Below are 21,363 nucleotides of genomic sequence, written 5' to 3'. Positions count from 1 at the left end.
TTTTTATTTTTTAATCCCTATAAGAAGGAATACTGCCGTGGACGTACGTCTGTCTGATCGTGTAAATAGCATCAAACCGTCCCCTACACTTGCTGTTACTAACAAAGCTGCTGAATTAAAAGCTGCTGGTAAAAACGTAATTGGTTTAGGCGCAGGTGAACCGGATTTCGATACCCCACAACACATCAAAGATGCTGCAATTGCTGCTATCAACAATGGCTTCACTAAATATACAGCTGTTGACGGTACTCCAGGTCTTAAAAAAGCAATTATTGCTAAATTAAAACGCGACAATAACCTTGATTACGCTGCAAACCAAATCTTGGTTTCTTGTGGTGGTAAACAATCTTTCTTTAACTTGGCACTTGCTTTGTTAAATAAAGGTGACGAAGTAATTATCCCTGCTCCTTACTGGGTAAGCTACCCAGACATGGTGATCATTGCTGAAGGTACTCCTGTAATCGTGAAATGTGGTGAAGACCAACGTTTCAAAATTACGCCTGCTCAATTAGAAGCTGCAATCACTGACAAAACTCGTTTAGTGGTTCTAAACAGCCCTTCTAACCCAACAGGTATGATCTACACTAAAGAAGAATTACTTGCTTTAGCTGACGTTCTACGTAAATACCCAGAAGTTTTAGTTGCTTCTGATGATATGTACGAACCAATCCGTTGGGACGACGAATTCTACAACATCGCAACAGTTGCACCAGACCTTTACGATCGCGTAATCGTTCTTAACGGTGTATCTAAAGCTTATGCAATGACTGGCTGGCGTATTGGCTACGCAGCGGGCCCTGCTAAACTTATTGGTGCGATGAAAAAAATCCAATCTCAATCAACTTCAAACCCAACTTCTATTTCACAAGTTGCTGCTGAAGCTGCATTGAATGGCCCTCAAGACGTTCTTGAGCCAATGATTGAAGCATTCAAACGCCGTCACGACCTAGTTGTGAAAGGCTTGAACGACATCAACGGTATTACTTGCCTTCCTGCTGATGGTGCATTCTATGCATACGCAAACATCCGTCCATTGATTCGTGCAAAAGGTTTAAAATCTTGCACAGAATTCTCTGCATGGTTATTGGAAGAAACTGGTGTTGCAGTAGTTCCTGGTGATGCGTTCGGTCTAGGTGGTTATATGCGTATTTCTTATGCAACTGCAGACGAAGTTCTTGTAGATGCGCTTGCACGTATTAAGAAAGCTGCTGACTCAATCGAAGGCGTAGACGCTGCGATTGCTTCAATTGCTGCTGAAAAATAATTTGATCTAAAGATCAAATCAAAAAAACCCGCGATATTCGCGGGTTTTTTTATACTCATCAAAAAATAAATTAATACGCTTCACTTCTACACGCTTTTGATCAATTTTTTTTCGCGGTTCAAACTAAATAACAAAGCTCATCCAGCCCATTTGACTTCCTTCAAATCGACTTAAATATTAAAAAACCAAACGATAAAACCTAAAACTAATCTTCATATTCAAATCTTTAGTTTGCATTCTTTTTACGTTTTCAGCTATGTTATTTAAATAAGTTCCATTTTAGAACCCAAAACAACCACAAAACTAACCTATCCAGAGATATACCAATGAACATCAAAGAAATGACTGGACTAGAAATTTTAAAGGCAATGATGCAAGGCCAAATTCCACCTGCAAGCATTAGTGAAATTATTCCAATGCAACCCAAAAAGATTGAACAAGGTAATGTAGAGTTTGTTGTAAAAGCCGATCAGCGCCATTTAAATCCACTTGGTGGTGTGCATGGTGGCTTTGCAGCAACAGTCTTAGATACAGTTACAGGGTGTGTCGTACACTCAGCATTAGAAGCTGGTATAGGCTATGGCACCATTGATCTCAATATAAAAATGTGTAGACCTATCCCTAAAAATCAAGATTTAACCGCAATAGGCCATTTAATTAATATCAGCAAAAATTTAGGAATTTCTGAAGGGAAAATTATTGATGACAATGGCAAACTTTATGCACATGCAACTGCAACCTGCATGATTATACGTCCTTAATATTTTTATTTTTCTGCTCTCAATTCAATGCGAGCAGATGATGATTCAAACTTAAATTGCTGAATGTAAGGCACGAATTAATTGGCCTTCGCTTAGATCAATGCGATTACTGCCCTTTTGAAAGCAGTAATATTTTAAAGCACTATCTAACTCAACACGAAGTTCCCGTTGTTCTGAAATAGACCATACTTTAGAACGATTTGAGCCTGATAATGCATTACCTGCCAATTGGTATAAATACAAGTCTTGCTTGCGTTGCAAAGGCACACGACGACCATCATCTTGATGTTCAAAACGTAAATGACATGGCGCGTTGATCAACCATTTTTCACTAAACCACAGTTGTAATAAATCACCCAATGCCAAGTCACGTCGACCCAAAGGCCAAACGTCAACGTATGCACCTTCGACAGGTGTTTGATATTGCTCTTGGTTACTAATAATAGAAAGATAGTTTTCTTGATAAAAAGTAAAGTTTGAAAAAATCTGAGAAATAGTCAGCGTATTCATTCGCTTTCTCCTGTTTAGCCATTTTAGTGCTGGCAAGTTGGGTTTAAATCCACACTGTTTAAACATATGTTTAAACGCTCTGTTGTTGCATTCAGACTATCAATTGAATTTTTTCTTTGCAAGCCTAAGATTCATTTTTTCTAAAAAATCATTCTTTTTGTTCAAATAAAAAACATCTATCACGCATTTCTCCTCATATTCGTATTTTTAGCTTGACCCTCCTCAAAATCTGCTTATAATCGCATTCAGATTCTCCAATAGCTCAGTCGGTAGAGCGACGGACTGTTAATCCGCAGGTCCCTGGTTCGAGCCCAGGTTGGAGAGCCAAATTCTAAAGCCCATTTATTTAAATGGGCTTTTTTAATGCCTATGATTTACATATAATCTATAAGTCATTGTCATTAAAATAAAAAAATGTTCATTCAAGTTGATGCTGAATCAAATAAAACTGCCTTAAGACACTACCTCACTGCATTCATTTTTCTTTTAATTATTATCAGCCCATTTGCAATTTATTTGGTGAGCTGCACACCCGAAAGTGAAATTGAGCAACATTTCAAAACGCCACCCAATTTATATAATAGTGAAACCCACACCCTTCTTGACAGCAGCCTACAATGGTTGATTCCACCTCAGCAGATTCAAAATCACAATACTATTCCGGAAATATCTGAATCTGTATTGAACGAGATGACAGAAGGACAATATTGGGCGAGCACACCGATTACACTGCAAAACCAATCCGATCAACTGTATGTTCATATTGATTTTGCAGGTCAGCAACAAACTCGAAAAGATCTTGAAATTTCGGTACTGCCGTTATGTATTGTTCACGAAAAAGAAACACCATGTATGAAAGCTGGGTTAAATGCAAGTGGACAACTCTTTAACATCTCAACTCAAACAAATACGAAATATCACACATTGGAAACCAATAAGTCTTGGATGTTTTATGGCCATGATTTCCAAGAAAATTATATTATTCCACCGCAAGCCACACTCAAATTTTTAGTTAAAGCCAACATCCCTGAACACTTAACCCTGCAATGGCTTCGCCTAAGCATCAGTAGTAGCCCCATTGTTGAGAAACAGCAAAATTTTATGCTCATGACGCAAAAGAGTATGAAAATAAAATATGCACTTGCTCTATTGCCACTCTTCATTTTAGCTTTGATGCACATTTTTCAAGGGTTTGAAAGCCTTCGTAATTTATCTATCGGCGCACTTTCAGCACTTTTATTTGTAATCAACACCATCATTTGGGATATCCACTATATGGTGATTGGTTGTCTGATTTTATGTTTTGCAAGTGTCTGTTATTGTTTTGAGAGCCGATATTATCGATTGCTTTATTTAACGGGTTATTTACTAATTGCAGGCTATTCGCAGCAATATTATGGTGGTTTTAATAAACACTTCTTCACCCAAACCAGTTTAATTTTATTGATAGGTTTATCGATGTTTTATCTTGAACCTAAAGATAGCTAAATCATTTTCATAAAAAAGCTCCGCAAATCGCAGAGCTTTTTCTCTTTTAATCACCTTAGATTACATTAAAGCTCAAAGTATATTTATATCGTTTTAATGTATCGCCTTTCATTTCAAAAGGCTGTTGATAATCGATTTTCAGTAAATACTGACCACAATCTGATAGGTTAAAATTTAAGTTTCCATCTTGATCAGTTTTAAGCGTTTTATAAACTTTTCCTTCACGGCTGTAATCCGTTGTTTGCTGCAAAATTTCAATCTGCAAACCCGCAACCGCCTTTTTCTGATCTAGCACTTTCAGTTGTACTGGCTCATTTTGCATAATGGCATTCGGATGAGTTTTAAATTGCACATCAAAGCCATCATGCAAATGATTCACCACTTGTGTAGACGTTACACGGCGCGATACAAAAGTTTCAATGATTTCTTGAGTTTGAATACTTTTGATTTGCGACTTTTTAGTCAACTCAGCTGTATAAATGACATTTGCATTCGCTGTTTTTTGAGGATCACGCACACCATTGATTAACGCTTTCCACTGCTTTTGATCATAAGCAAAACGCGCTGTACTTCCCTGCTTTTCACCACGAATACGATACGTGCCATCTTGCTTATTCTCTAAACTATAACTGCTGACCGTTTGCGTTTTTACCCAATCGGCATCTGTTAAATGCAGCTTATCACCTGATGGTGTATGTACATGGAAATTAAAGTTTTTAATGGCTATTTCAGAAACAAACGGATTGTCATAAAAACCAGAAAGAATGGCACTATGATTATTAAATGTTTGATAGTTTAATGGCGCCACATAAGGATAATGCGCTTCAGCCTGACCAACCGCACACAAAGCGATACAGAGTAAAGTGAATTGTAATTTCATATTAAAGAAGTGAGCTTAAATTGTTTGATTCATAGAGATCGTTTCATTTTAGATTCACCCAAGATAATTGTAAATAATTCTTATTATCATTTATTTTAAGTGCATAAAAAATCCCCCATTTTGGAGGATTATTTTATCAAGCGGCTTTGACTGGCACACCACTATGAAAGCGGAATAAATCATCTGGGCTGCTAATCAGATTTTTTTCAACTTCACGAATATGCTCAATACGCATCTGAATATCTTCTTTCGGGTTCTTTAGCTTATTGGTCGTCGCCACATCCATGGCCAATGCTAAATAGTCCTCATAATGGCGTGATTCAGACTTTAGCAAATAGCGGTAGTAACGCCCCAACTCTTCATCCACATGTGGTGCAAGCGCATAGAAACGCTCACATGACCGTGCTTCAACAAATGCGCCAATCACCAAGATATCAATTAACGCTTCTGGCTCATAAGTCCGCACTTCTTTGCGTAGGCCACCTGCATACCGTCCAGCACTGATTGCAGTCCATTCCTGACCACGTTTTGCCATCAGTTCCAGCACTTGCTCATAGTGCAGCATTTCTTCACGTACTAGCTGTGCCAGTTTGATTTGTAAATCCGAGAAAAAACTATAACGAAACATCAAATTCATTGCTGTACTTGCTGCTTTCTTTTCACAATTGGCATGATCCTGCATCAGGATATCCAAATTATTTAAAGCTTCATCTAGCCATGCTTTTGGTGTTTCACACCCCAAGAAGCCAATGACTGGCTTCATTAGGGCATCATAATCAATATTTGACATATACTTTACTTAAAAATTAACGTGCAGATTTAATCGCAGCTTTCATTTGTTTTACAGACTGTGCCAATCCAATAAACACTGCATCAGCAATAATCGAGTGACCAATATTCAATTCATGAATTTGAGCAATGCGCGCAATCGGAGTGACATTGTCAAGATTTAAGCCATGACCAGCATTCACAATCAATCCTTTAGATGCCGCATATTCAGCACCTCGAATAATACGTTCCAGCTCTGCTTTCTGCGCTTCAGGTGTTTCAGCATCTGCATATGCACCTGTATGCAACTCAATCGTAGGCGCACCACAGGCAATCGCTGCATCAATTTGAGCAAAGTCAGCATCAATAAATAATGAAACTTCGCAACCAATCGCCGCGAGTGCTTGAGTCGCGTTTTTTACATCTTCAAAATGCCCAACCACATCTAGACCACCTTCAGTCGTGACTTCTTCACGCTTTTCAGGAACAAAGCATACATGATGCGGCTGAATCTCTTTGGCAAATTCAACCATTTCATTGGTCACTGCCATTTCAAGGTTCATATGGGTTTTTAATACAGAACGCATACGACGTACATCATCATCTTTAATATGGCGACGATCTTCACGTAAATGCAGCGTAATCCCTTCCGCCCCCGCTTGCTCACAAATAATTGCGGCATTCACAGGATCTGGATAAGTTGTCCCACGTGCATTTCGTAGTGTTGCCACATGGTCAATATTTACACCAAGCAAAGCTGCCATAATTCTTTCCTAATGACGTTGAGTTTGATAATTCTGTATCCACAATTGACGACTTTTTAATGGACGATCGCCAAGCAAGGAAGTAATCATTTGTCGGTACAACTTAGACAGTAATTGTAACTGTTCAGGATTAAATTCCCCACCTTTTTCATAATCACACATACTTAAAATATGTTGACCTGACAATGTTGCGCGTGAGGCTTTAATGACAGGTTGAAAACCTTCGTTTAAATGAAATTGATAATTTTCATGAGGCTGAATTTGCTGTTGATTTGCATCAGTTGAAAAATCCAACGCAAAACCCAACTCTTCAAGCAGCACATGCTCAAATTGTCTAAGGATTTGCCGTAAGAATAGATCTGGGTGGGCCTGGACAGATATGCATTGAAGTTTTTCCAAGGTGTGTGCATATTGAGCAAATGTCTCAGGCATCTCAACCTCTAACGGACATAGCCTCAATAAAACTTCATTTAGATAAAATCCTGAAAAAAAAGCATCACCAAAAAAGAAAATCGGTTGATTTACAATTTCGAGTTTACTAAAGTTTTTAAGTTCGGACTTACCAGATGCTTGCAAGCAAATTGGTTGATACTGGGGAGGTGGCGTTTGCCTGAGAATACCATCAATTCGACCATGCTCCTGAGTAAACAAGTGCACAATATGACTTTTTTCACGATATTTACGATGGTGAATTAAATAACCATGCAGTATCTCATTACGCATGATTTGAAATATTAATCCTTGTCTTTCTTTTTCTTGTCGTCTTCATCTTCATCCCCATCTGGAATGACTGCACCCACAACTGCAGCAGTACCTTTAACCACGCCTTTTGTGGTTTTATAAGCCACTTTGACAGGAACAGTAACGATTTTATGAATACACCCTTGTAGAAACAAAACACATGCAACTACGGCCAATACTTTCATCATTACTCTTCCCTCAAAGTTTGTTATTTAACGATTAGATATCGCTATAACCTAAGCTTTTCAATGCACGCTCATCATCAGACCAACCGCCTTTGACTTTCACCCAAAGCGTCAACATGATCTTTTGCTCGAACATTTTTTCCATATCTACACGTGCATCCATACCGATTTTCTTCAGTTTGGCACCCTTCTCACCAATAACAATGGCTTTTTGGCCAGAGCGATCGACAAAAATCGTCGCATCAATATAGGTACACGCCGCTTTAGGACGACCAGTTTTTGGATTAACTGTTGCCTCTTCTGTTTTAAACGACTCAATTTGAACCGTTAAATCATAAGGAAGCTCTTCACCCAATTGACGCATGATTTTTTCACGGATAATTTCAGACGCAAGGAAACGCTCTGAACGATCCGTTAATTGCTCAAGTGAATACAGTGGTGGTTGGAATGGTAAATATTTCTCAATCGTGCTGCGCAAATGATCTAAATTTGCACCACGTAATGCTGATACAGGAACAATTTCTGCAAAATTCATTAATTTTGCACGCTCTTGTATCAATGGTAATGCATGGTTTTTATTCTCTAGTGTATCAATTTTATTGATCACAAGAATCACTGGCATATCGGCATTTTTTAGCTTTTCTAACACTAAATCATCATTCTGTGTCCATTTGTCTGCATCAATCACAAACAAAACTAAGTTCACATCACGAAGTGCAGAATGTGCCGCACGGTTCATCATTTTATTGATGGCACGGACTTCTTTTTTGTGCATCCCAGGGGTATCTACAAATACCGCTTGAGATTTTTCGCGTGAGTCAATACCCACAATTTTATGACGTGTGGTCTGTGGTTTACGAGAGGTAATGGAAAGTTTTTGACCCAAAATATGGTTCATCAACGTTGATTTACCCACGTTTGGACGACCAACAATCGCCACAAACCCACTTTTAAAATCGGCAGGAATTTCAGTGCCTTGTGCACTAAAAAACTGACTAATTAAATCGTTACTGTCGCCTTGCGACTCGTGATCAGCATCTACGTGATCGGAATGAGTAGTCATTAAGACTTTTTCTCCAAAATTTCTAAGATTTCTGCCGCTACTGCCTGTTCAGCAAAGCGACGGCTTGAACCTTCACCGTATTTAACAGGGAGCCCTTCAACTGTACATTCAACTTTAAAATGTTGGTTCGGAGCATCACCCTGAATATCTACAACCTCGTAAACCGGGAGAGGTTTTTTACGTGCTTGTAAATACTCTTGCAAACGTGATTTAGGATCTTTCAGTTGATCAGTTGGTTCAATATGATCTAAATATGGCACATACCATTTAAGAACAATCGGTTCCAGAATTTTTAAATCCTGACAATCGACATAGATTGCACCAATGATCGATTCAACGGTATCCGCAAGTATAGACTCGCGATGATGACCGCCAGATTTCAACTCACCTGTACTCAAGATTAATTCTTGACTGAGTTTTAAGTCATTGGCAATTTTTCCTAGCGCTTCCTGACGAACCAGTGTCGCACGCATACGCGTTAGACGCCCTTCATTTTCATGCGGGTAGGCATGGTATAGATAATTAGCAATTATCATACCCAACAATGAATCGCCCAGATATTCTAGGCGTTCATAATTGTATTTATGGCTCACCGATCGGTGGGTCAAGGCCAGTTGTAACAATTCAGGTTGTTTAAACTGATAACCGATACGACTTGCTAAACGAGCTTCATTTAGCTTGGACTGAGCTTTGATCAAAACTTTTCTCGAACTTCAACACAATATCAATATTCAATAAGAAAGGTTTTCTTATTTCATAATTTTTTTCCACGCGTAAACCATTATCATTGTTTACTTGTGCAATATCTGAAAATTTAATATCAATCATATTCATATTAAATCGTTTATCCATTTCCTTTACAAATCCAGCTGGACTAATATTCTTAGGAGCACTAACAAGTTGCTCACGGATCTGACTATTAATCATCCGATCCTCAAAATATGGCCCCCATACTGCAATTGCAACCTTCGCCATAAATGCAAAACCAACTACAGCTAACATTATAGCTAAATAAGACGTTCCCCGTTGATGTCTCATTTTATATTCCTATTTTTATAGACTAATCAATACTGCCATTACGACTAAATGAAGGCAGTTTTAAACCAGGTTCCTTATGCATCCACTTGTAAAAAGCACGTCCAGTGAGGTTTTCTTCAGGCACAAAGCCCCAAAAACGACTGTCCGCACTTTGATCACGATTATCCCCCATCGCGAAATAGTGACCTTCAGGAACCTTAACTTCCCAATATAAACCATTTTCTGTTGAATATTTACCATTTTCAACATAGTTGATAAATGGCGCTTGGCGCGCAACATTGACACCTTCAAGCTCGCGCATAGTAAACGTATGCTTACCCATAGTTTCTTTATGATAAATCGATGTAGGTGTGTCGAGTTGATCTTTTTCACGGCTAAATTCAACTGGAACTTTTGCCACTTTCTGACCATTCACACTCAGTTGACCATGATCATAAACAATATGATCCCCTGGCAAACCGACCACACGTTTAATATAGCTAATGGTTGGTTGTGGTGGATAACGGAATACAATTACATCTCCACGTTCAGGCTCACCAACATCAATAATTTTTTTATTAATAATAGGTAATCGTACGCCATACTGATATTTATTCACCACAATAAAATCACCTGTCTCTAAGGTTGGCACCATAGAGTCAGATGGAATATTAAATGGCTCATATAAGAATGAACGCATCACCAAGACTATCGCTAGAATCGGCCAGAAATCATAAGCCCATGCGATAACGACATTTTCATTCCCCTTACCTTTAGTCTGCCGTTGCTTCCAAACAAACTTATCCAATAGCCAAATTAAGAAAAAAATGACTGTGGCAGGAACAAGGATCAAATTAAAGTCAAAATCCATGAGCTCATAAACCTCTATTTATTATCTTTCTACTTTCAATACAGCAAGGAACGCTTCTTGTGGGATTTCGACGCTGCCCACTTGTTTCATACGTTTCTTACCTTCTTTTTGTTTCGCAAGAAGTTTCTTCTTACGCGACACGTCACCACCATAACATTTAGCCAAAACGTTTTTACGCATCGCTTTTACAGTTGAACGTGCAATGATTTGTGCACCAATCGCTGCTTGAATAGCCACATCGAACATTTGACGTGGAATTAAATCTTTCATTTTTTCCACAAGTGCAATACCACGATGGCGAGCATCTTGTCGGTGGCAAATCATGGCCAAGGCATCAACCTTTTCACCGTTGATTAACACATCCACCTTAACTAGAGATGAACTCTCAAAACGCACAAAGTTATAGTCTAACGATGCAAAACCGCGTGAACATGATTTCAATTTATCAAAGAAATCCATCACTACTTCAGCCATTGGAATTTCAAACGTAATGGCCACTTGGTTCGCCATAAACTTCATATTCTTTTGAACGCCGCGACGTTCAACACATAAAGTCATCACATTACCCAAGTATTCTTGCGGTACTAAAATGTGACATTCAGCAATTGGCTCACGTAAATCTTCAACTGTTGAACCATCCGGCATTTTAGAAGGACTATCGATGTAAATAGTTTGACCATTTTTCATCACCGCTTCATAAATTACGGTTGGTGCTGAAGAAATCAGGTCAAGATCATACTCACGCTCTAAACGCTCTTGTACGATTTCCATGTGCAGCATACCCAAGAAGCCACAACGGAAACCAAAACCGAGTGCATCCGAACTTTCAGGTTCAAAGAATAATGCGGAGTCATTAATTTGCAGTTTGTGCAGCGCTTCACGGAAGGGTTCAAATTCACTTGAATCGATTGGGAATAAACCTGCATAGACCTGTGGTTTCACTTTTTTGAAACCCGGTAAGCTTTCAACTTCTGGTGTAGTTGCCAAGGTAATCGTATCACCAACTGGAGCACCAAAAATATCTTTAATACCCGCAATCACGAAACCAACTTCACCTGCTTCGAGCATGTCAGTTTCTGTATGTTTAGGATTAAAAATACCTACTGAGGTGATAATGTGCGTTTGACCAGTTGATTTCATCAACATTTTATCGCCTTTACGCACACGACCTTCTTTAATACGAACTAAAGAAACCACGCCCAAATAGTTGTCGAACCAAGAGTCAACAATTAAGGCTTGTAATGGTGCATTACGATCGCCTTCGGGTGCAGGAATGACATTGACTAGTGTTTCAAGCACCCCTTCAATGCCTAGACCGGTTTTAGCTGAACATGTAGGTGCTTCAGTCGCTTCGATACCAATAATGTCTTCAATTTCTTGAATAACACGCTCTGGCTCTGCTTGCGGCAAATCAATTTTATTTAAAACAGGTAGGACTTCTAAACCTTGTTCAATTGCTGTATAGCAGTTAGCAACAGACTGTGCTTCGACACCTTGTGCAGCATCGACAACCAACAGTGCACCTTCACATGCAGCAAGTGAACGTGAAACTTCATAAGAAAAGTCAACGTGCCCAGGTGTGTCAATGAAGTTGAGTTGGTATTCTTCACCGTTAGGATGAGTGTAATACAAAGTCACAGACGTAGCTTTAATCGTGATACCACGCTCACGTTCTAATTCCATAGAATCTAGAACCTGTGCCTGCATTTCACGATCTTGCAGGCCACCACAAGTTTGAATAAATCGGTCGGCAAGCGTCGACTTACCATGGTCGATATGCGCAATGATCGAGAAGTTACGAATGTTTTTTATATCAACAGATTTTTTAGCTTGCGCCATGGGCTACCTTGGAAAAATAAAAGCGCTATGCATGCAATTCTTTATGCATAGCAAAAGCCGAATAGAAATTGCCGAGGATTATAGCAGATGGATTTTTCAAAGTATCGAAAATAATGCATTGCTTTTATGCTAACCACTTTTCCTGCGTGTACAACTTAACTAGTCTTCGCATTAATATGAGGTTTCAATTAAAACTCAGAGATCATAAGCACTAAAATCAAGCGGATTTATGCTATCTGCGATGGGTCGATAAGCTTGGGTAAATGTTGGCGACATGCGCTTTGGACGGCCTGTAGCAATTTCAATGCATGCCCACTGTGTATTGCCTGTAAATAATATCGCTTTGTCTTTAGGGCGGTAAAATACGTACTGCCGAAACGAATACAATGCATTGATATCATTTAGCCAAGTTCGTAAAATAATCTCCTCACCTTCGAGCGCTGCTTTACGATATTGCACATGATGCTCAACAGCGACCATAGCATGCTTCAATTCAATATATTCTTTTAAGCCTAAACCCAAAGCTTCAATATGTGCTGTCGCGACATCTTGCATCCAACTGACGTACACCACGTTATTCACATGATTTAATGTGTCGATATGTTCAGCTTGAACTGTAATTTTTAAATCAAAGATATCGCTCATAGCGTCCTGCAAATTTTAAATTGTGGCCCACAGTCTACCCATTTTTATCTAAGGGTGAATTGCAAAAACGCTAAAGTTAAAAAACCACTCGCTTGGAGTGGTTTTCATTTAGTAACTCATTACTGAATACGCATGCCCACAATCGCACGCTGCCCCTGACGAATCAAAGAAACACGTGCAATGCTACCATTTTTCAACTCAGAAATAACTTTCACAAAATCTTCAGCATTGTTTACGACTTTATTATTAACTTGGGTGACAACATCCCCCGGCTGAATTCGTGCTTGTGAAGCTATACCTCCTGCACGTACATCTTGAATTAAGACACCGCCTTTTAGACTCAGTTGTTTTAATTCATCTGCGTTTAAGTTGCGAATTGACACCCCAATCACTGGACCTTTTTTCACAGATGTCGTTTCAGCTTTTGCAGGCGTATCATCTGGTGCTGTGATCAAGGTTGCGGAAATATTTTGGCGTTTATCATCACGCAGCACTTCAAGCTGAATACTTTGATTTGGACCTGTACGATTAAGATAATTCAGCAGTTCGCCTGTACGTGAAATTGGTGTGCCATTAAATTTCAAAATGACATCACCCACTTTAAAGCCAGCTTTTGCAGCAGGTGAATTTGGTGCAACTTGAGTAATCAAAGAGCCTTCTGGTTTTGAAAGGTTATAAGACTCTGCAAGATTACGATCAATATCTTGTAGCATGACGCCTAAATAAGCACGTGTTACCTTGCCGTTTTTCTTTAATTGGTCTGCAACATCCATTGCAACATCAATGGGAATCGAGAACGATAACCCCATATAACCGCCTGTACCACTAAAGATACGAGAATTTACCCCAACCACTTCACCAGACTGATTAAATAATGGACCACCAGAATTACCTGGGTTCAATGCCACGTCGGTTTGAATGAATGGAACCGAGGTTTCTCCCATCATATTACGCATTTTAGCACTAACGATTCCTGCCGAAGCTGAATAGTCAAAGCCAAATGGTGAACCAATGGCCAACACTGGCTCACCTACACGTAAACGGTCAACATTGCCTGTGCGTAGCTCAGGAAAATTTGAACCTTTGACCTTTAACAAAGCCACGTCAGTCCGCTCATCACTACCCACAACTGTGGCATCAATTTCACGGCGGTCATTCAGTACGATGGTGACTTTCGAGGCATCTTCTACCACATGGTGATTTGTCAATAAATAACCATCTTTACTAATAAAGAATGCGCTTCCATAACCGGTCTTTTCTTGCGGCATTTTTTGCTGCGGAATAACCACCTGATTACCGAAAAAGCGTCGTAATATTTCTGGGACTTGTTGCTGCAAAAGCTCTTCTTGACTAAGCTTTTTAACCACATTCACGCTTACGACAGCTGGGCTGACTTGTTCAACCAAATTGGAAAAATCAACAGGACCCGCTGCCTGAGTCTGCACGCTAGCAACCGTAAACACAGCTGCATAGAGTCCCTTTTGTAAATACGATTTATTCATTGTTAGCATTCACTCAATTGTGCTTATCATTTGAAATACGTTAGTTTTTATCACAATGCAAGTCTAAGCTTCGTAATAAAATGTTTGATGATTATTTATGATAAACAATCTTAAACATTCCTTAAATATTACAGATCTATGAATATTTTTCATTATTTAGTTAATTTATAGTCATTGCGTTTTTAGGCAAAAACAGTTGTGATGATCGGACATTTTTAAAATTAGCTGATGGACATGTCTAATTTAAACACGATACATCAATTTGATGTAATTATTGTGGGAAGTGGCGGTGCAGGCCTAAGTTTAGCCCTATCGCTACCAGATCATTTTAATATTGCTGTTTTAGCTAAATCGACGCTGACGGATGCCAGTACATATTATGCGCAAGGTGGTGTTGCTGCCGTTCTCGATAAAACAGATTCTATTGAACAGCATATCAATGACACCATGATTGCCGGTGCGCATTTATGTGAAATGGCGGCGGTAAAACAAACCGTTGAAGGTGGTAAATCTTCTGTCGATTTTCTACTGAATCAGGGTGTGCAATTTACTTTAGACGAACAAGAACAGTTACATCTGACACGTGAAGGTGGTCACTCTCACCGGCGGATTATCCATGCAGCAGATGCCACAGGTCGTGCTATTTCCACAACATTGGTTGAACGTGCGCAAGAAAAAGCCAATATTCATATTTTTGAAAATTTTATTGCAATCGATTTAATCACCGCACAAAAATTAAATCCTGAAACTGAAAACCGTGCTCTCGGTCTGTATGCTTTAGATGAAAAAACCGAAAAAGTACATACCTTTTTAGCACCCTTCACTGCCCTTGCCTGTGGTGGTGCCATGAAAGCATATTTATATACATCAAATCCCGACATTGCGACGGGTGATGGTATTGCCATGGCGTATCGTGCAGGCTGCCGTGTTGCCAATATGGAGTTTAACCAATTCCATCCAACCTGTTTATATCATCCTCAAGCTCGCTCTTTCTTAATTACCGAAGCGATGCGTGGCGAAGGTGCCTATTTACGTCTTCCAGATGGTGAACGCTTTATGCTGCGCTTTGATGAGCGTGCCGAATTAGCACCACGCGATATCGTAGCGCGCGCTATTGATTATGAAATCAAACGTCTAGGAATCCGTCATGTTTGGCTTGATATCACCCATAAACCTGCAGAATTTGTCAAAGAACATTTCCCAACATTGTATGCACGCTTAATGGAACTCGGTATTGATATTACCAAAGAAATGATTCCGGTGGTTCCGGCAGCACACTACACCTGTGGTGGCGTTGTGGTTGATGAAAACAGTCAGACCGATATTCCAGGCCTATATGCCATTGGGGAAACCTCTTATACCGGCCTACATGGTGCAAACCGTATGGCAAGTAACTCCTTACTTGAATGTTTCGTCTATGGTATGAGTGCTTCAGCACATATCACATCACAACATCAAGGGACTTATCAGGCGCCTCATGTCCCAGAATGGGATGACTCGCAAGTGACCAACCCTGATGAAGACGTGGTGATTTTGCAAAATTGGGACGAGCTTCGCCAAACCATGTGGAACTACGTGGGTATTGTCAGAACAACCAAGCGCCTCCAACGTGCCCTACACCGCATTGAAATGCTTAAGCGTGAAATCACCGAGTATTACCAAGATTACCAAGTCAGTAAAAATCTGATTGAACTCCGTAACTTAGTATTGGTATCAGAAATGATTGTGCGCTGTGCAATGGAACGTAAAGAGTCTCGTGGTCTGCATTTCACTTTAGACTATCCTGAACAAGCAGACGAACTACGTAAAACGGTGTTAAGTCCACCCGATTTCACGGTTGATTGCCCTGTAGTTAATACTGAATTAGTTTCTTAAAACTTTTAAATCAAAAAAAGCCGCACATGAAGTCGGCTTTTTTTGATCTTACTATCCATAAATATGTAGTGCAGCTTTGAAAGTTTCTAAGTGCAGATTTACAAGATCATTCATATTTTGATAGCCCCCAGCCAATACAAACATCAATGGTATATCTGCACGTTTAGCCAAGTTAAAGACCATTTCTTCACGTTTTTGTATCAAAGCGGTGCTAAACCATGATGAGCCAAAAGGGTCAGCATGATGACAATCCATCCCTGCTTGATAAATAATTAAATCTGCACCCCATGCTTTAGCTTGCTGAATTCCTTCATGTATAGCCAAAGTATATTGTGCGAAATTTCCACGATCTTTATGCACATGCCGTGTTAAAGAACGTTCATAAGTAGGACAACCAAAATGTAGCCCATAAATACTAAAATTAAAAAGGTTCTCTAACCGTCTAGTAAACTCAGCTGTGCCGTTCCCCCCATGTTGATCGCAATCGAGTACAAAGATTTTTTTATTCGGATTCTGCTGTGCCACCAAAGCCAAACCATTGAATGTGCAAAATGATCCGCCATATTCATACACTGCATGATGAAAACCCTGTGCAACATTTGCTGCAATACCTCTTTGCAAAGCCATTTCTGCTGCCATCAACTGCCCTGCATTGATTCTCAGCACGGCATCTCGAAGCTGAGTATTCCAAGGCTTAAAACCTGAAAAGGTCGCAAGCTTAGCGGGCTGCCCTGTCATAAAAGCATCCACATAAACAGGATCATGTACTTGGCTTAAAATTTCAGCGTCGATACACTCAGGCTCATGTATTCTGATGTTCTGCCATTGTTCTAAAGCTGTTCCAACCGCCAATAATTTTTCCATACTATTGGTATGAGTATGAGCAAAATATTTTGGCGAAAAGCATACATCTAACATGATGGAAACACTCAAAGTTGCGCTATTGCCACATCTATTAATTGCTGAAGCTCAGTCGTACCTGGGCTATACAGACCATTATCCACTTGCTGCTGAAAATGTGTACTGAAGGCACGCTTTCGATTTTGAGGCGACACTGACAAAGTCGTTAAGCGTAAAAACCACCACCCAGAAATGGCCTGATAAGGAATCACAAAACCTTTAAACTCACGATTTTGTCGTTTTTCAACTAATTGTTCAGCATCATAACTCACGGAAAAAAGTGAACCGGCTGGAATACGGACACCATTCATGAGTACAGGTTTCAAGCTGATACAAGAATGGTTATCCCCCATATTTAATTTTTCCATAAATAAGGGCTGACCGTATTCATCTACAAAAATATTAATTTCACCGCTACGAAATACACGTCGATGTGCAATTTTTAAAAAGAAATTTTCAGCCATTGGACAAGAGCCAACTTTTGGCTTTTTAGCCAGTGCTTGTACTTCAACGATTTGGTTTTCAGTTGACGATTTTGGCAAAATCAGATCTTCAATCAAGGTACAAATAAGCTTACTTTCTTCCAAATTTGCATGTTGCTGAATTTGACGCAAACTTTTTTGAAGATGTAATTCTTTCTGTAAAACCTCGTAAAAGTCTGGGGATTGTTTCAATTGCTGAATATTTTGATTTAAATCTAGATGACGCCAACTAGACAAATCTAAATGATAAGCACGACTATGATCTAAAATTTTGCGTAAACCATGCGTGTCATATTGATCAAAAAGTTTGAGATCTTGAAATTCATGTGATGCACGCGGCACATTAATATATTCAGCTAACACACGTGTGGCTTGGGTATAGCCACAGCCACGTCGTTCAGTTTGATGTGAGTAATGCTCATTCAACATTTCTGTCAATTTTTCTGACAAAGGATATGCATGCTCCTGAAAGAGCCGAACAACTTCATGTGCAGTAGCAGTCATGTATTTAACCAATCAAATCTGTGATTCAATTATAGATTTAAAATAACACTTATGAGTTGATTGATTTCCACTAAGCTCTTGAAATTATGCAAATAAAAATACACTATGCAGAAAATTCACCAACCAATGCACAATTTATTTAGACAGACTGCTGCATTTTAATCCAATCTAATGGATCAACTGCATATTTTCAGTTCAATGTCGCTGCGGAGGAATCGAATAACTCCCTGTTATATGTGCAACGGGCTCATCCACACCTACTGAATACACCAACACTTCACCATAAATTATACTTTTACCGACTTTAAGTAATCGACATTCTCCCCGCAAATCTTTATTCGCCTCAGGCTTCCTTAAAAAGTTAATATTCATACTTGTGGTGACTGCAAGTCCGACAATTCCAATCTCTGCAAGTATTGCCACATACAATGCAAAGTCCGCCAAAGTCATCATAGTCGGGCCTGAAACAGTATTGCCAGGCCGCAAATCTTTTTCAGTCACATGCCAAATTAAAGTGGCAGCCTTTTCACCAACTTCAACGATAGTGCAATGCTTTAAGCTTGGCGCAAATTCAGTCTTAAGGAAATTGATAATCTCCTGTTTTGTAGCATGCATAAAAAATCATCCATAACTTTTGCTATGAATGATTTTTAAATCAATTACCTAACAAATACTATGGCATTTTAGATCTGCTGTAGTTGCGATAATGCCTGTTGGAATACATGCTCAGGTGTTTGGGTTGCGTCAAGGCGTTTCATTCGTTCAGGATGCGTTTGATGAATCTCAGCAAAACCTGAACGCACTTTTTCAAAGAAAGTTGCTTTCTCTTGCTCAAAACGATCTAAAGCACCACGTTCACGTGCACGTAACATCCCCGTTTCAATTGGAGCATCCAACCAAAAAGTAATATCCGGTATACGCGCAACAAAACTTGCATTTAAGACATTGAGCTTGTCACGATCTAAACCACGTCCTGCACATTGATAAGCAAAACTCGAATCGGCAAAACGATCACATAAAACGATTTTACCTTCTGCCAATGCAGGTAAAATCACGCGCGCCAAATGCTGTGCGCGTGCAGCATACATAAGTAACAACTCTGTATCATCACTCATTGCTTCATCATGATTGACGGCCAGAAGTAATGCACGAATTTGTTCAGCCATAGGTGTACCACCCGGCTCACGTGTAAGTACGACATTTTTACCCAAATTTTGGAAATGATCATGTAATTTACGAATGAGTGTAGTTTTACCCACACCTTCCGTGCCTTCAAAGCTAATAAACATGCTCACTCCTTAGTTTTTCGCACGAATTACAGATAAATATTCTTGTACCGCGCGGTTATGGTCTTGCAAATTACTGCTAAATTTATGGCCGCCATTTCCTGTTGCAACAAAATATATATTGTTAGATGAATCAGGATGCATTGCAGCTTCAATAGCTTTTTGACTCGGCAAAGCAATCGGTGTAGGCGGTAAGCCATTGATCGTATAAGTATTATATGCTGTAGGTGTACGTAAATCTTGGCGAGTGATATTGCCTTGGTATTTATCGCCCATGCCATAAATCACAGTTGGATCTGTTTGCAAACGCATCCCTTGTTTGAGACGACGCACAAATACACCAGACACTTGTTCAAGCTCACTATCAATACTGGTTTCTTTTTCAATAATCGATGCCATGATCAAGGCTTCATATTTATCTTTATACGGTAAATTTTGAGCTCGATTGTTCCAAGCCTGATCTAAGGCTTTGATTTGTCGGTTATATAAATCCTTCAAAATTTTTCGATCAGACTCGCCTTTTGCAAAGAAATACGTATTCGGTGCAAATAATCCTTCAGGGTGTGAATACGGAATGCCGAGCTCTTTTAAGATTTCTGCATACGGTAAATGACTGATGTCATGCGTCACCAAAGGGTCATTTTTTAAAGCATCTATCAGTTGCTTAAATGTCGTCCCTTCGATCACTAAAATTCGATTCATTTGCGCATTTTCAGAATTAGAAATCAACTCCATAACTTCTCGCACACTCATGCCTTCATGGATTTCATACACACCTGCTTTTAAGGTGTCATTGATCATGAACTTTTGGTACAACTTCAAAATAATAGGAAAATGAACTTGTTTCTCTTTGGCTAGTCTGTCAATAAATCCTGAATAGGTATCCCCTGCTCCAATCGCCAACATTTGCTTTTTGCCTTCCACAGGATAGGCTTTAAACAAACTCGACCACAGTAAGATCGCCACAAGTACAACGATACCAAGTAGCACAACCAAACATGCTTTAAATGGAAAACCTGCTTTGGCAGATTTTTTCTTATTTGTTTTTTTAGACACGGTGGACATATTAACGAATCTGACTTAATTGAAGTGTTCGGAAAAGTTCAATACAAGCTTGAACATCTAACTCAACTCCATTCAGAGTTGATGCAATTTTCATGGGACTTAAGGCATTACAGAAAAAAACACTCTGAAAATGCGTAATTTCATCCATATTGACGTGACGTTGAGTACATGGAATCTGAAGCTGCTGCATCCGTTTTAAAATTTCTGCACGCATGACACCATGCACGCCATTATAACGAAGTTCAGGCGTAATCCATCCTTCATTTGTGCGAATAAAACAATTACTGCTCACACCTTCAACAACTGTACCTTGCACATCCGTCACCAAAGCTTCGCCCCATGGGGTTTGATCCAACTCTGCTTTGAGCATAACTTGTTCTAATCGATTTAAGGACTTCAAACCCACCAAACTTGGCATGGTTAACCCAATGGCTTGATGTAATACACCACTTTCGACAGTTTCGTACTCAAAATCTGCAACAGCTTTGGGGTAATAAAACACCCAAACATCTGCTGGATGCTCAGGCAAACTATAGCCACGCTGACCAATACCACGACTCAACACAATTTTTAAAGTGCCATTGACGATATCTTGTTTACGTAACAATTTTAAAGTGTCTTCAATAAGGTTTAAATCTGCATTTAGCTTTAATCGCTCATTGCTCAATTTTAATCGTGCAATATGCAAAGCTAAAAGTTCTATTTGTCCTTGGCGAATACGTGCCGTGCTAAAACAGCCATCGCCATAGTGAAAGGCTCGATCAAGTAAATTAACTTGTTCTATTTGCTGCGCATTTTTAAAACACTGCATACGTCGTCATCCCAATTACATCACTTTATTTTAAAAAATAATCGCTCAGCATATATTTCTTTTTTGTTCATATTAAATTCTTTTTTAATTATTTTTTCTGCATAAAAACTACAGATATTCTTGCCTCATCCAACAAAACATG

At 39.3% G+C, this 21,363-nt stretch carries 23 protein-coding genes and 1 tRNA gene; 5 read left to right on the top strand and 19 right to left on the bottom strand.

Annotation, left to right across the window (positions count from 1 at the left end):
• Positions 1-37: 37 nt before the first annotated feature.
• Complete coding sequence (locus tag FTU75_RS02260; RefSeq protein WP_111883988.1) at positions 38-1,264, top strand: pyridoxal phosphate-dependent aminotransferase; 1,227 nt, start codon at positions 38-40, stop codon at positions 1,262-1,264.
• Between the two features lie 326 nt (positions 1,265-1,590).
• Positions 1,591-2,025, top strand: a complete 435-nt coding sequence (locus FTU75_RS02255) for a PaaI family thioesterase (RefSeq protein WP_180115019.1) — start codon at positions 1,591-1,593, stop codon at positions 2,023-2,025.
• Between the two features lie 51 nt (positions 2,026-2,076).
• On the opposite strand, the gene FTU75_RS02250 is transcribed toward FTU75_RS02255, so the two are convergent.
• The gene (locus FTU75_RS02250; protein WP_180115018.1) at positions 2,077-2,535 is read right to left on the bottom strand and encodes a hypothetical protein; all 459 of its coding nucleotides are present in this window, start codon (positions 2,533-2,535) and stop codon (positions 2,077-2,079) included.
• A 251-nt stretch (positions 2,536-2,786) separates the two neighbouring features.
• Here FTU75_RS02250 and FTU75_RS02245 point away from each other — a divergent pair.
• Together FTU75_RS02245 and FTU75_RS02240 are read left to right on the top strand one after the other, a co-directional pair.
• Positions 2,787-2,862: transfer RNA gene (locus FTU75_RS02245), tRNA-Asn, on the top strand.
• 87 nt (positions 2,863-2,949) lie between these two features.
• Positions 2,950-4,023 carry a hypothetical protein gene (locus FTU75_RS02240; protein WP_180115017.1) on the top strand — a complete coding sequence of 358 codons (1,074 nt, stop codon included), beginning with the start codon at positions 2,950-2,952 and terminating at the stop codon, positions 4,021-4,023.
• 55 nt (positions 4,024-4,078) lie between these two features.
• On the opposite strand, the gene FTU75_RS02235 is transcribed toward FTU75_RS02240, so the two are convergent.
• The 12 genes from FTU75_RS02235 to FTU75_RS02180 form a co-directional block, all read right to left on the bottom strand.
• Entirely contained in the window at positions 4,079-4,903 is an 825-nt protein-coding gene (locus tag FTU75_RS02235; protein WP_180115016.1) for a DUF4198 domain-containing protein, read from the bottom strand.
• A 136-nt stretch (positions 4,904-5,039) separates the two neighbouring features.
• On the bottom strand, positions 5,040-5,693 hold the full coding sequence (locus tag FTU75_RS02230) for a tRNA-(ms[2]io[6]A)-hydroxylase (RefSeq protein WP_078191997.1): 654 nt from the start codon (positions 5,691-5,693) through the stop codon (positions 5,040-5,042).
• A 16-nt stretch (positions 5,694-5,709) separates the two neighbouring features.
• Positions 5,710-6,435: a pyridoxine 5'-phosphate synthase gene (pdxJ, locus tag FTU75_RS02225; protein ID WP_180115015.1), complete on the bottom strand. Its 726-nt coding sequence runs from the start codon at positions 6,433-6,435 to the stop codon at positions 5,710-5,712.
• A 9-nt stretch (positions 6,436-6,444) separates the two neighbouring features.
• On the bottom strand, positions 6,445-7,161 hold the full coding sequence (gene recO, locus FTU75_RS02220; protein WP_180115162.1) for a DNA repair protein RecO: 717 nt from the start codon (positions 7,159-7,161) through the stop codon (positions 6,445-6,447).
• Between the two features lie 8 nt (positions 7,162-7,169).
• Positions 7,170-7,364, bottom strand: coding sequence for an NF038104 family lipoprotein (locus FTU75_RS02215; protein WP_078192000.1), 195 nt, complete (start codon positions 7,362-7,364; stop codon positions 7,170-7,172).
• Positions 7,365-7,395: 31 nt separating this feature from the next.
• Positions 7,396-8,424, bottom strand: a complete 1,029-nt coding sequence (gene era / locus FTU75_RS02210; protein WP_067765139.1) for a GTPase Era — start codon at positions 8,422-8,424, stop codon at positions 7,396-7,398.
• Positions 8,424-9,122 (bottom strand): ribonuclease III, encoded by a 699-nt coding sequence (gene rnc / locus FTU75_RS02205; protein WP_111883979.1) that lies wholly within the window; start codon positions 9,120-9,122, stop codon positions 8,424-8,426. Before rnc ends, era begins: the two co-directional genes overlap by 1 nt.
• Positions 9,094-9,462, bottom strand: a complete 369-nt coding sequence (locus FTU75_RS02200; protein WP_078190327.1) for a DUF4845 domain-containing protein — start codon at positions 9,460-9,462, stop codon at positions 9,094-9,096. The genes rnc and FTU75_RS02200 overlap by 29 nt, the downstream gene beginning before the upstream one ends.
• A gap of 22 nt (positions 9,463-9,484) precedes the next feature.
• Entirely contained in the window at positions 9,485-10,312 is an 828-nt protein-coding gene (gene lepB, locus FTU75_RS02195; RefSeq protein WP_180023354.1) for a signal peptidase I, read from the bottom strand.
• A gap of 21 nt (positions 10,313-10,333) precedes the next feature.
• The gene (gene lepA, locus FTU75_RS02190; RefSeq protein ID WP_111883977.1) at positions 10,334-12,151 is read right to left on the bottom strand and encodes a translation elongation factor 4; all 1,818 of its coding nucleotides are present in this window, start codon (positions 12,149-12,151) and stop codon (positions 10,334-10,336) included.
• A gap of 195 nt (positions 12,152-12,346) precedes the next feature.
• Entirely contained in the window at positions 12,347-12,796 is a 450-nt protein-coding gene (locus FTU75_RS02185) for a thioesterase family protein (protein ID WP_111883976.1), read from the bottom strand.
• 119 nt (positions 12,797-12,915) lie between these two features.
• The gene (locus FTU75_RS02180) at positions 12,916-14,298 is read right to left on the bottom strand and encodes a Do family serine endopeptidase (RefSeq protein ID WP_111883975.1); all 1,383 of its coding nucleotides are present in this window, start codon (positions 14,296-14,298) and stop codon (positions 12,916-12,918) included.
• A gap of 228 nt (positions 14,299-14,526) precedes the next feature.
• Between FTU75_RS02180 and nadB the strand changes: the two genes are divergently transcribed.
• A complete protein-coding gene (nadB, locus tag FTU75_RS02175; RefSeq protein WP_180115014.1) occupies positions 14,527-16,173 on the top strand; it encodes an L-aspartate oxidase in 1,647 nt (548 codons plus the stop codon).
• A 51-nt stretch (positions 16,174-16,224) separates the two neighbouring features.
• Here the strand turns inward: nadB and FTU75_RS02170 are convergent, their stop codons facing one another.
• From FTU75_RS02170 to pabC, 6 genes are all read right to left on the bottom strand, one after another.
• Positions 16,225-17,091 carry a histone deacetylase gene (locus FTU75_RS02170; RefSeq protein WP_180115013.1) on the bottom strand — a complete coding sequence of 289 codons (867 nt, stop codon included), beginning with the start codon at positions 17,089-17,091 and terminating at the stop codon, positions 16,225-16,227.
• Positions 17,092-17,102: 11 nt separating this feature from the next.
• On the bottom strand, positions 17,103-18,059 hold the full coding sequence (locus FTU75_RS02165; protein WP_180115012.1) for a hypothetical protein: 957 nt from the start codon (positions 18,057-18,059) through the stop codon (positions 17,103-17,105).
• A gap of 195 nt (positions 18,060-18,254) precedes the next feature.
• Positions 18,255-18,674, bottom strand: coding sequence for a PaaI family thioesterase (locus tag FTU75_RS02160; protein WP_180115011.1), 420 nt, complete (start codon positions 18,672-18,674; stop codon positions 18,255-18,257).
• A gap of 68 nt (positions 18,675-18,742) precedes the next feature.
• Complete coding sequence (gene tmk, locus FTU75_RS02155) at positions 18,743-19,348, bottom strand: dTMP kinase (protein WP_180022487.1); 606 nt, start codon at positions 19,346-19,348, stop codon at positions 18,743-18,745.
• 9 nt (positions 19,349-19,357) lie between these two features.
• Positions 19,358-20,410, bottom strand: a complete 1,053-nt coding sequence (gene mltG, locus FTU75_RS02150; protein ID WP_111883970.1) for an endolytic transglycosylase MltG — start codon at positions 20,408-20,410, stop codon at positions 19,358-19,360.
• Between the two features lies 1 nt (position 20,411).
• Entirely contained in the window at positions 20,412-21,221 is an 810-nt protein-coding gene (gene pabC / locus FTU75_RS02145) for an aminodeoxychorismate lyase (protein ID WP_180115010.1), read from the bottom strand.
• Between the last annotated feature and the right edge of the window lie 142 nt (positions 21,222-21,363).

This window comes from Acinetobacter sp. YH12140 (genome assembly GCF_013418475.1).
Taxonomy (GTDB): domain Bacteria; phylum Pseudomonadota; class Gammaproteobacteria; order Pseudomonadales; family Moraxellaceae; genus Acinetobacter; species Acinetobacter amyesii.
The sequence above is the reverse complement of the archived record's forward strand: the minus strand, read 5'-3'. Positions and strand labels throughout refer to the sequence as shown.

Bases quoted from the DNA above. Each gene is read 5' to 3' on its own strand.
- FTU75_RS02255 (WP_180115019.1), top strand. From the start codon at position 1,591: ATGAACATCAAAGAAATGACTGGACTAGAAATTTTAAAGGCAATGATG.
- FTU75_RS02250 (WP_180115018.1), bottom strand. From the start codon at position 2,535: ATGAATACGCTGACTATTTCTCAGATTTTTTCAAACTTTACTTTTTAT.
- FTU75_RS02240 (WP_180115017.1), top strand. From the start codon at position 2,950: ATGTTCATTCAAGTTGATGCTGAATCAAATAAAACTGCCTTAAGACAC.
- FTU75_RS02235 (WP_180115016.1), bottom strand. From the start codon at position 4,903: ATGAAATTACAATTCACTTTACTCTGTATCGCTTTGTGTGCGGTTGGT.
- FTU75_RS02230 (WP_078191997.1), bottom strand. From the start codon at position 5,693: ATGTCAAATATTGATTATGATGCCCTAATGAAGCCAGTCATTGGCTTC.
- pdxJ (WP_180115015.1), bottom strand. From the start codon at position 6,435: ATGGCAGCTTTGCTTGGTGTAAATATTGACCATGTGGCAACACTACGA.
- FTU75_RS02215 (WP_078192000.1), bottom strand. From the start codon at position 7,364: ATGATGAAAGTATTGGCCGTAGTTGCATGTGTTTTGTTTCTACAAGGG.
- era (WP_067765139.1), bottom strand. From the start codon at position 8,424: ATGACTACTCATTCCGATCACGTAGATGCTGATCACGAGTCGCAAGGC.
- FTU75_RS02200 (WP_078190327.1), bottom strand. From the start codon at position 9,462: ATGAGACATCAACGGGGAACGTCTTATTTAGCTATAATGTTAGCTGTA.
- lepB (WP_180023354.1), bottom strand. From the start codon at position 10,312: ATGGATTTTGACTTTAATTTGATCCTTGTTCCTGCCACAGTCATTTTT.
- lepA (WP_111883977.1), bottom strand. From the start codon at position 12,151: ATGGCGCAAGCTAAAAAATCTGTTGATATAAAAAACATTCGTAACTTC.
- FTU75_RS02185 (WP_111883976.1), bottom strand. From the start codon at position 12,796: ATGAGCGATATCTTTGATTTAAAAATTACAGTTCAAGCTGAACATATC.
- FTU75_RS02180 (WP_111883975.1), bottom strand. From the start codon at position 14,298: ATGAATAAATCGTATTTACAAAAGGGACTCTATGCAGCTGTGTTTACG.
- nadB (WP_180115014.1), top strand. From the start codon at position 14,527: ATGGACATGTCTAATTTAAACACGATACATCAATTTGATGTAATTATT.
- FTU75_RS02170 (WP_180115013.1), bottom strand. From the start codon at position 17,091: ATGTTAGATGTATGCTTTTCGCCAAAATATTTTGCTCATACTCATACC.
- FTU75_RS02165 (WP_180115012.1), bottom strand. From the start codon at position 18,059: ATGACTGCTACTGCACATGAAGTTGTTCGGCTCTTTCAGGAGCATGCA.
- FTU75_RS02160 (WP_180115011.1), bottom strand. From the start codon at position 18,674: ATGCATGCTACAAAACAGGAGATTATCAATTTCCTTAAGACTGAATTT.
- tmk (WP_180022487.1), bottom strand. From the start codon at position 19,348: ATGTTTATTAGCTTTGAAGGCACGGAAGGTGTGGGTAAAACTACACTC.
- mltG (WP_111883970.1), bottom strand. From the start codon at position 20,410: ATGTCCACCGTGTCTAAAAAAACAAATAAGAAAAAATCTGCCAAAGCA.
- pabC (WP_180115010.1), bottom strand. From the start codon at position 21,221: ATGCAGTGTTTTAAAAATGCGCAGCAAATAGAACAAGTTAATTTACTT.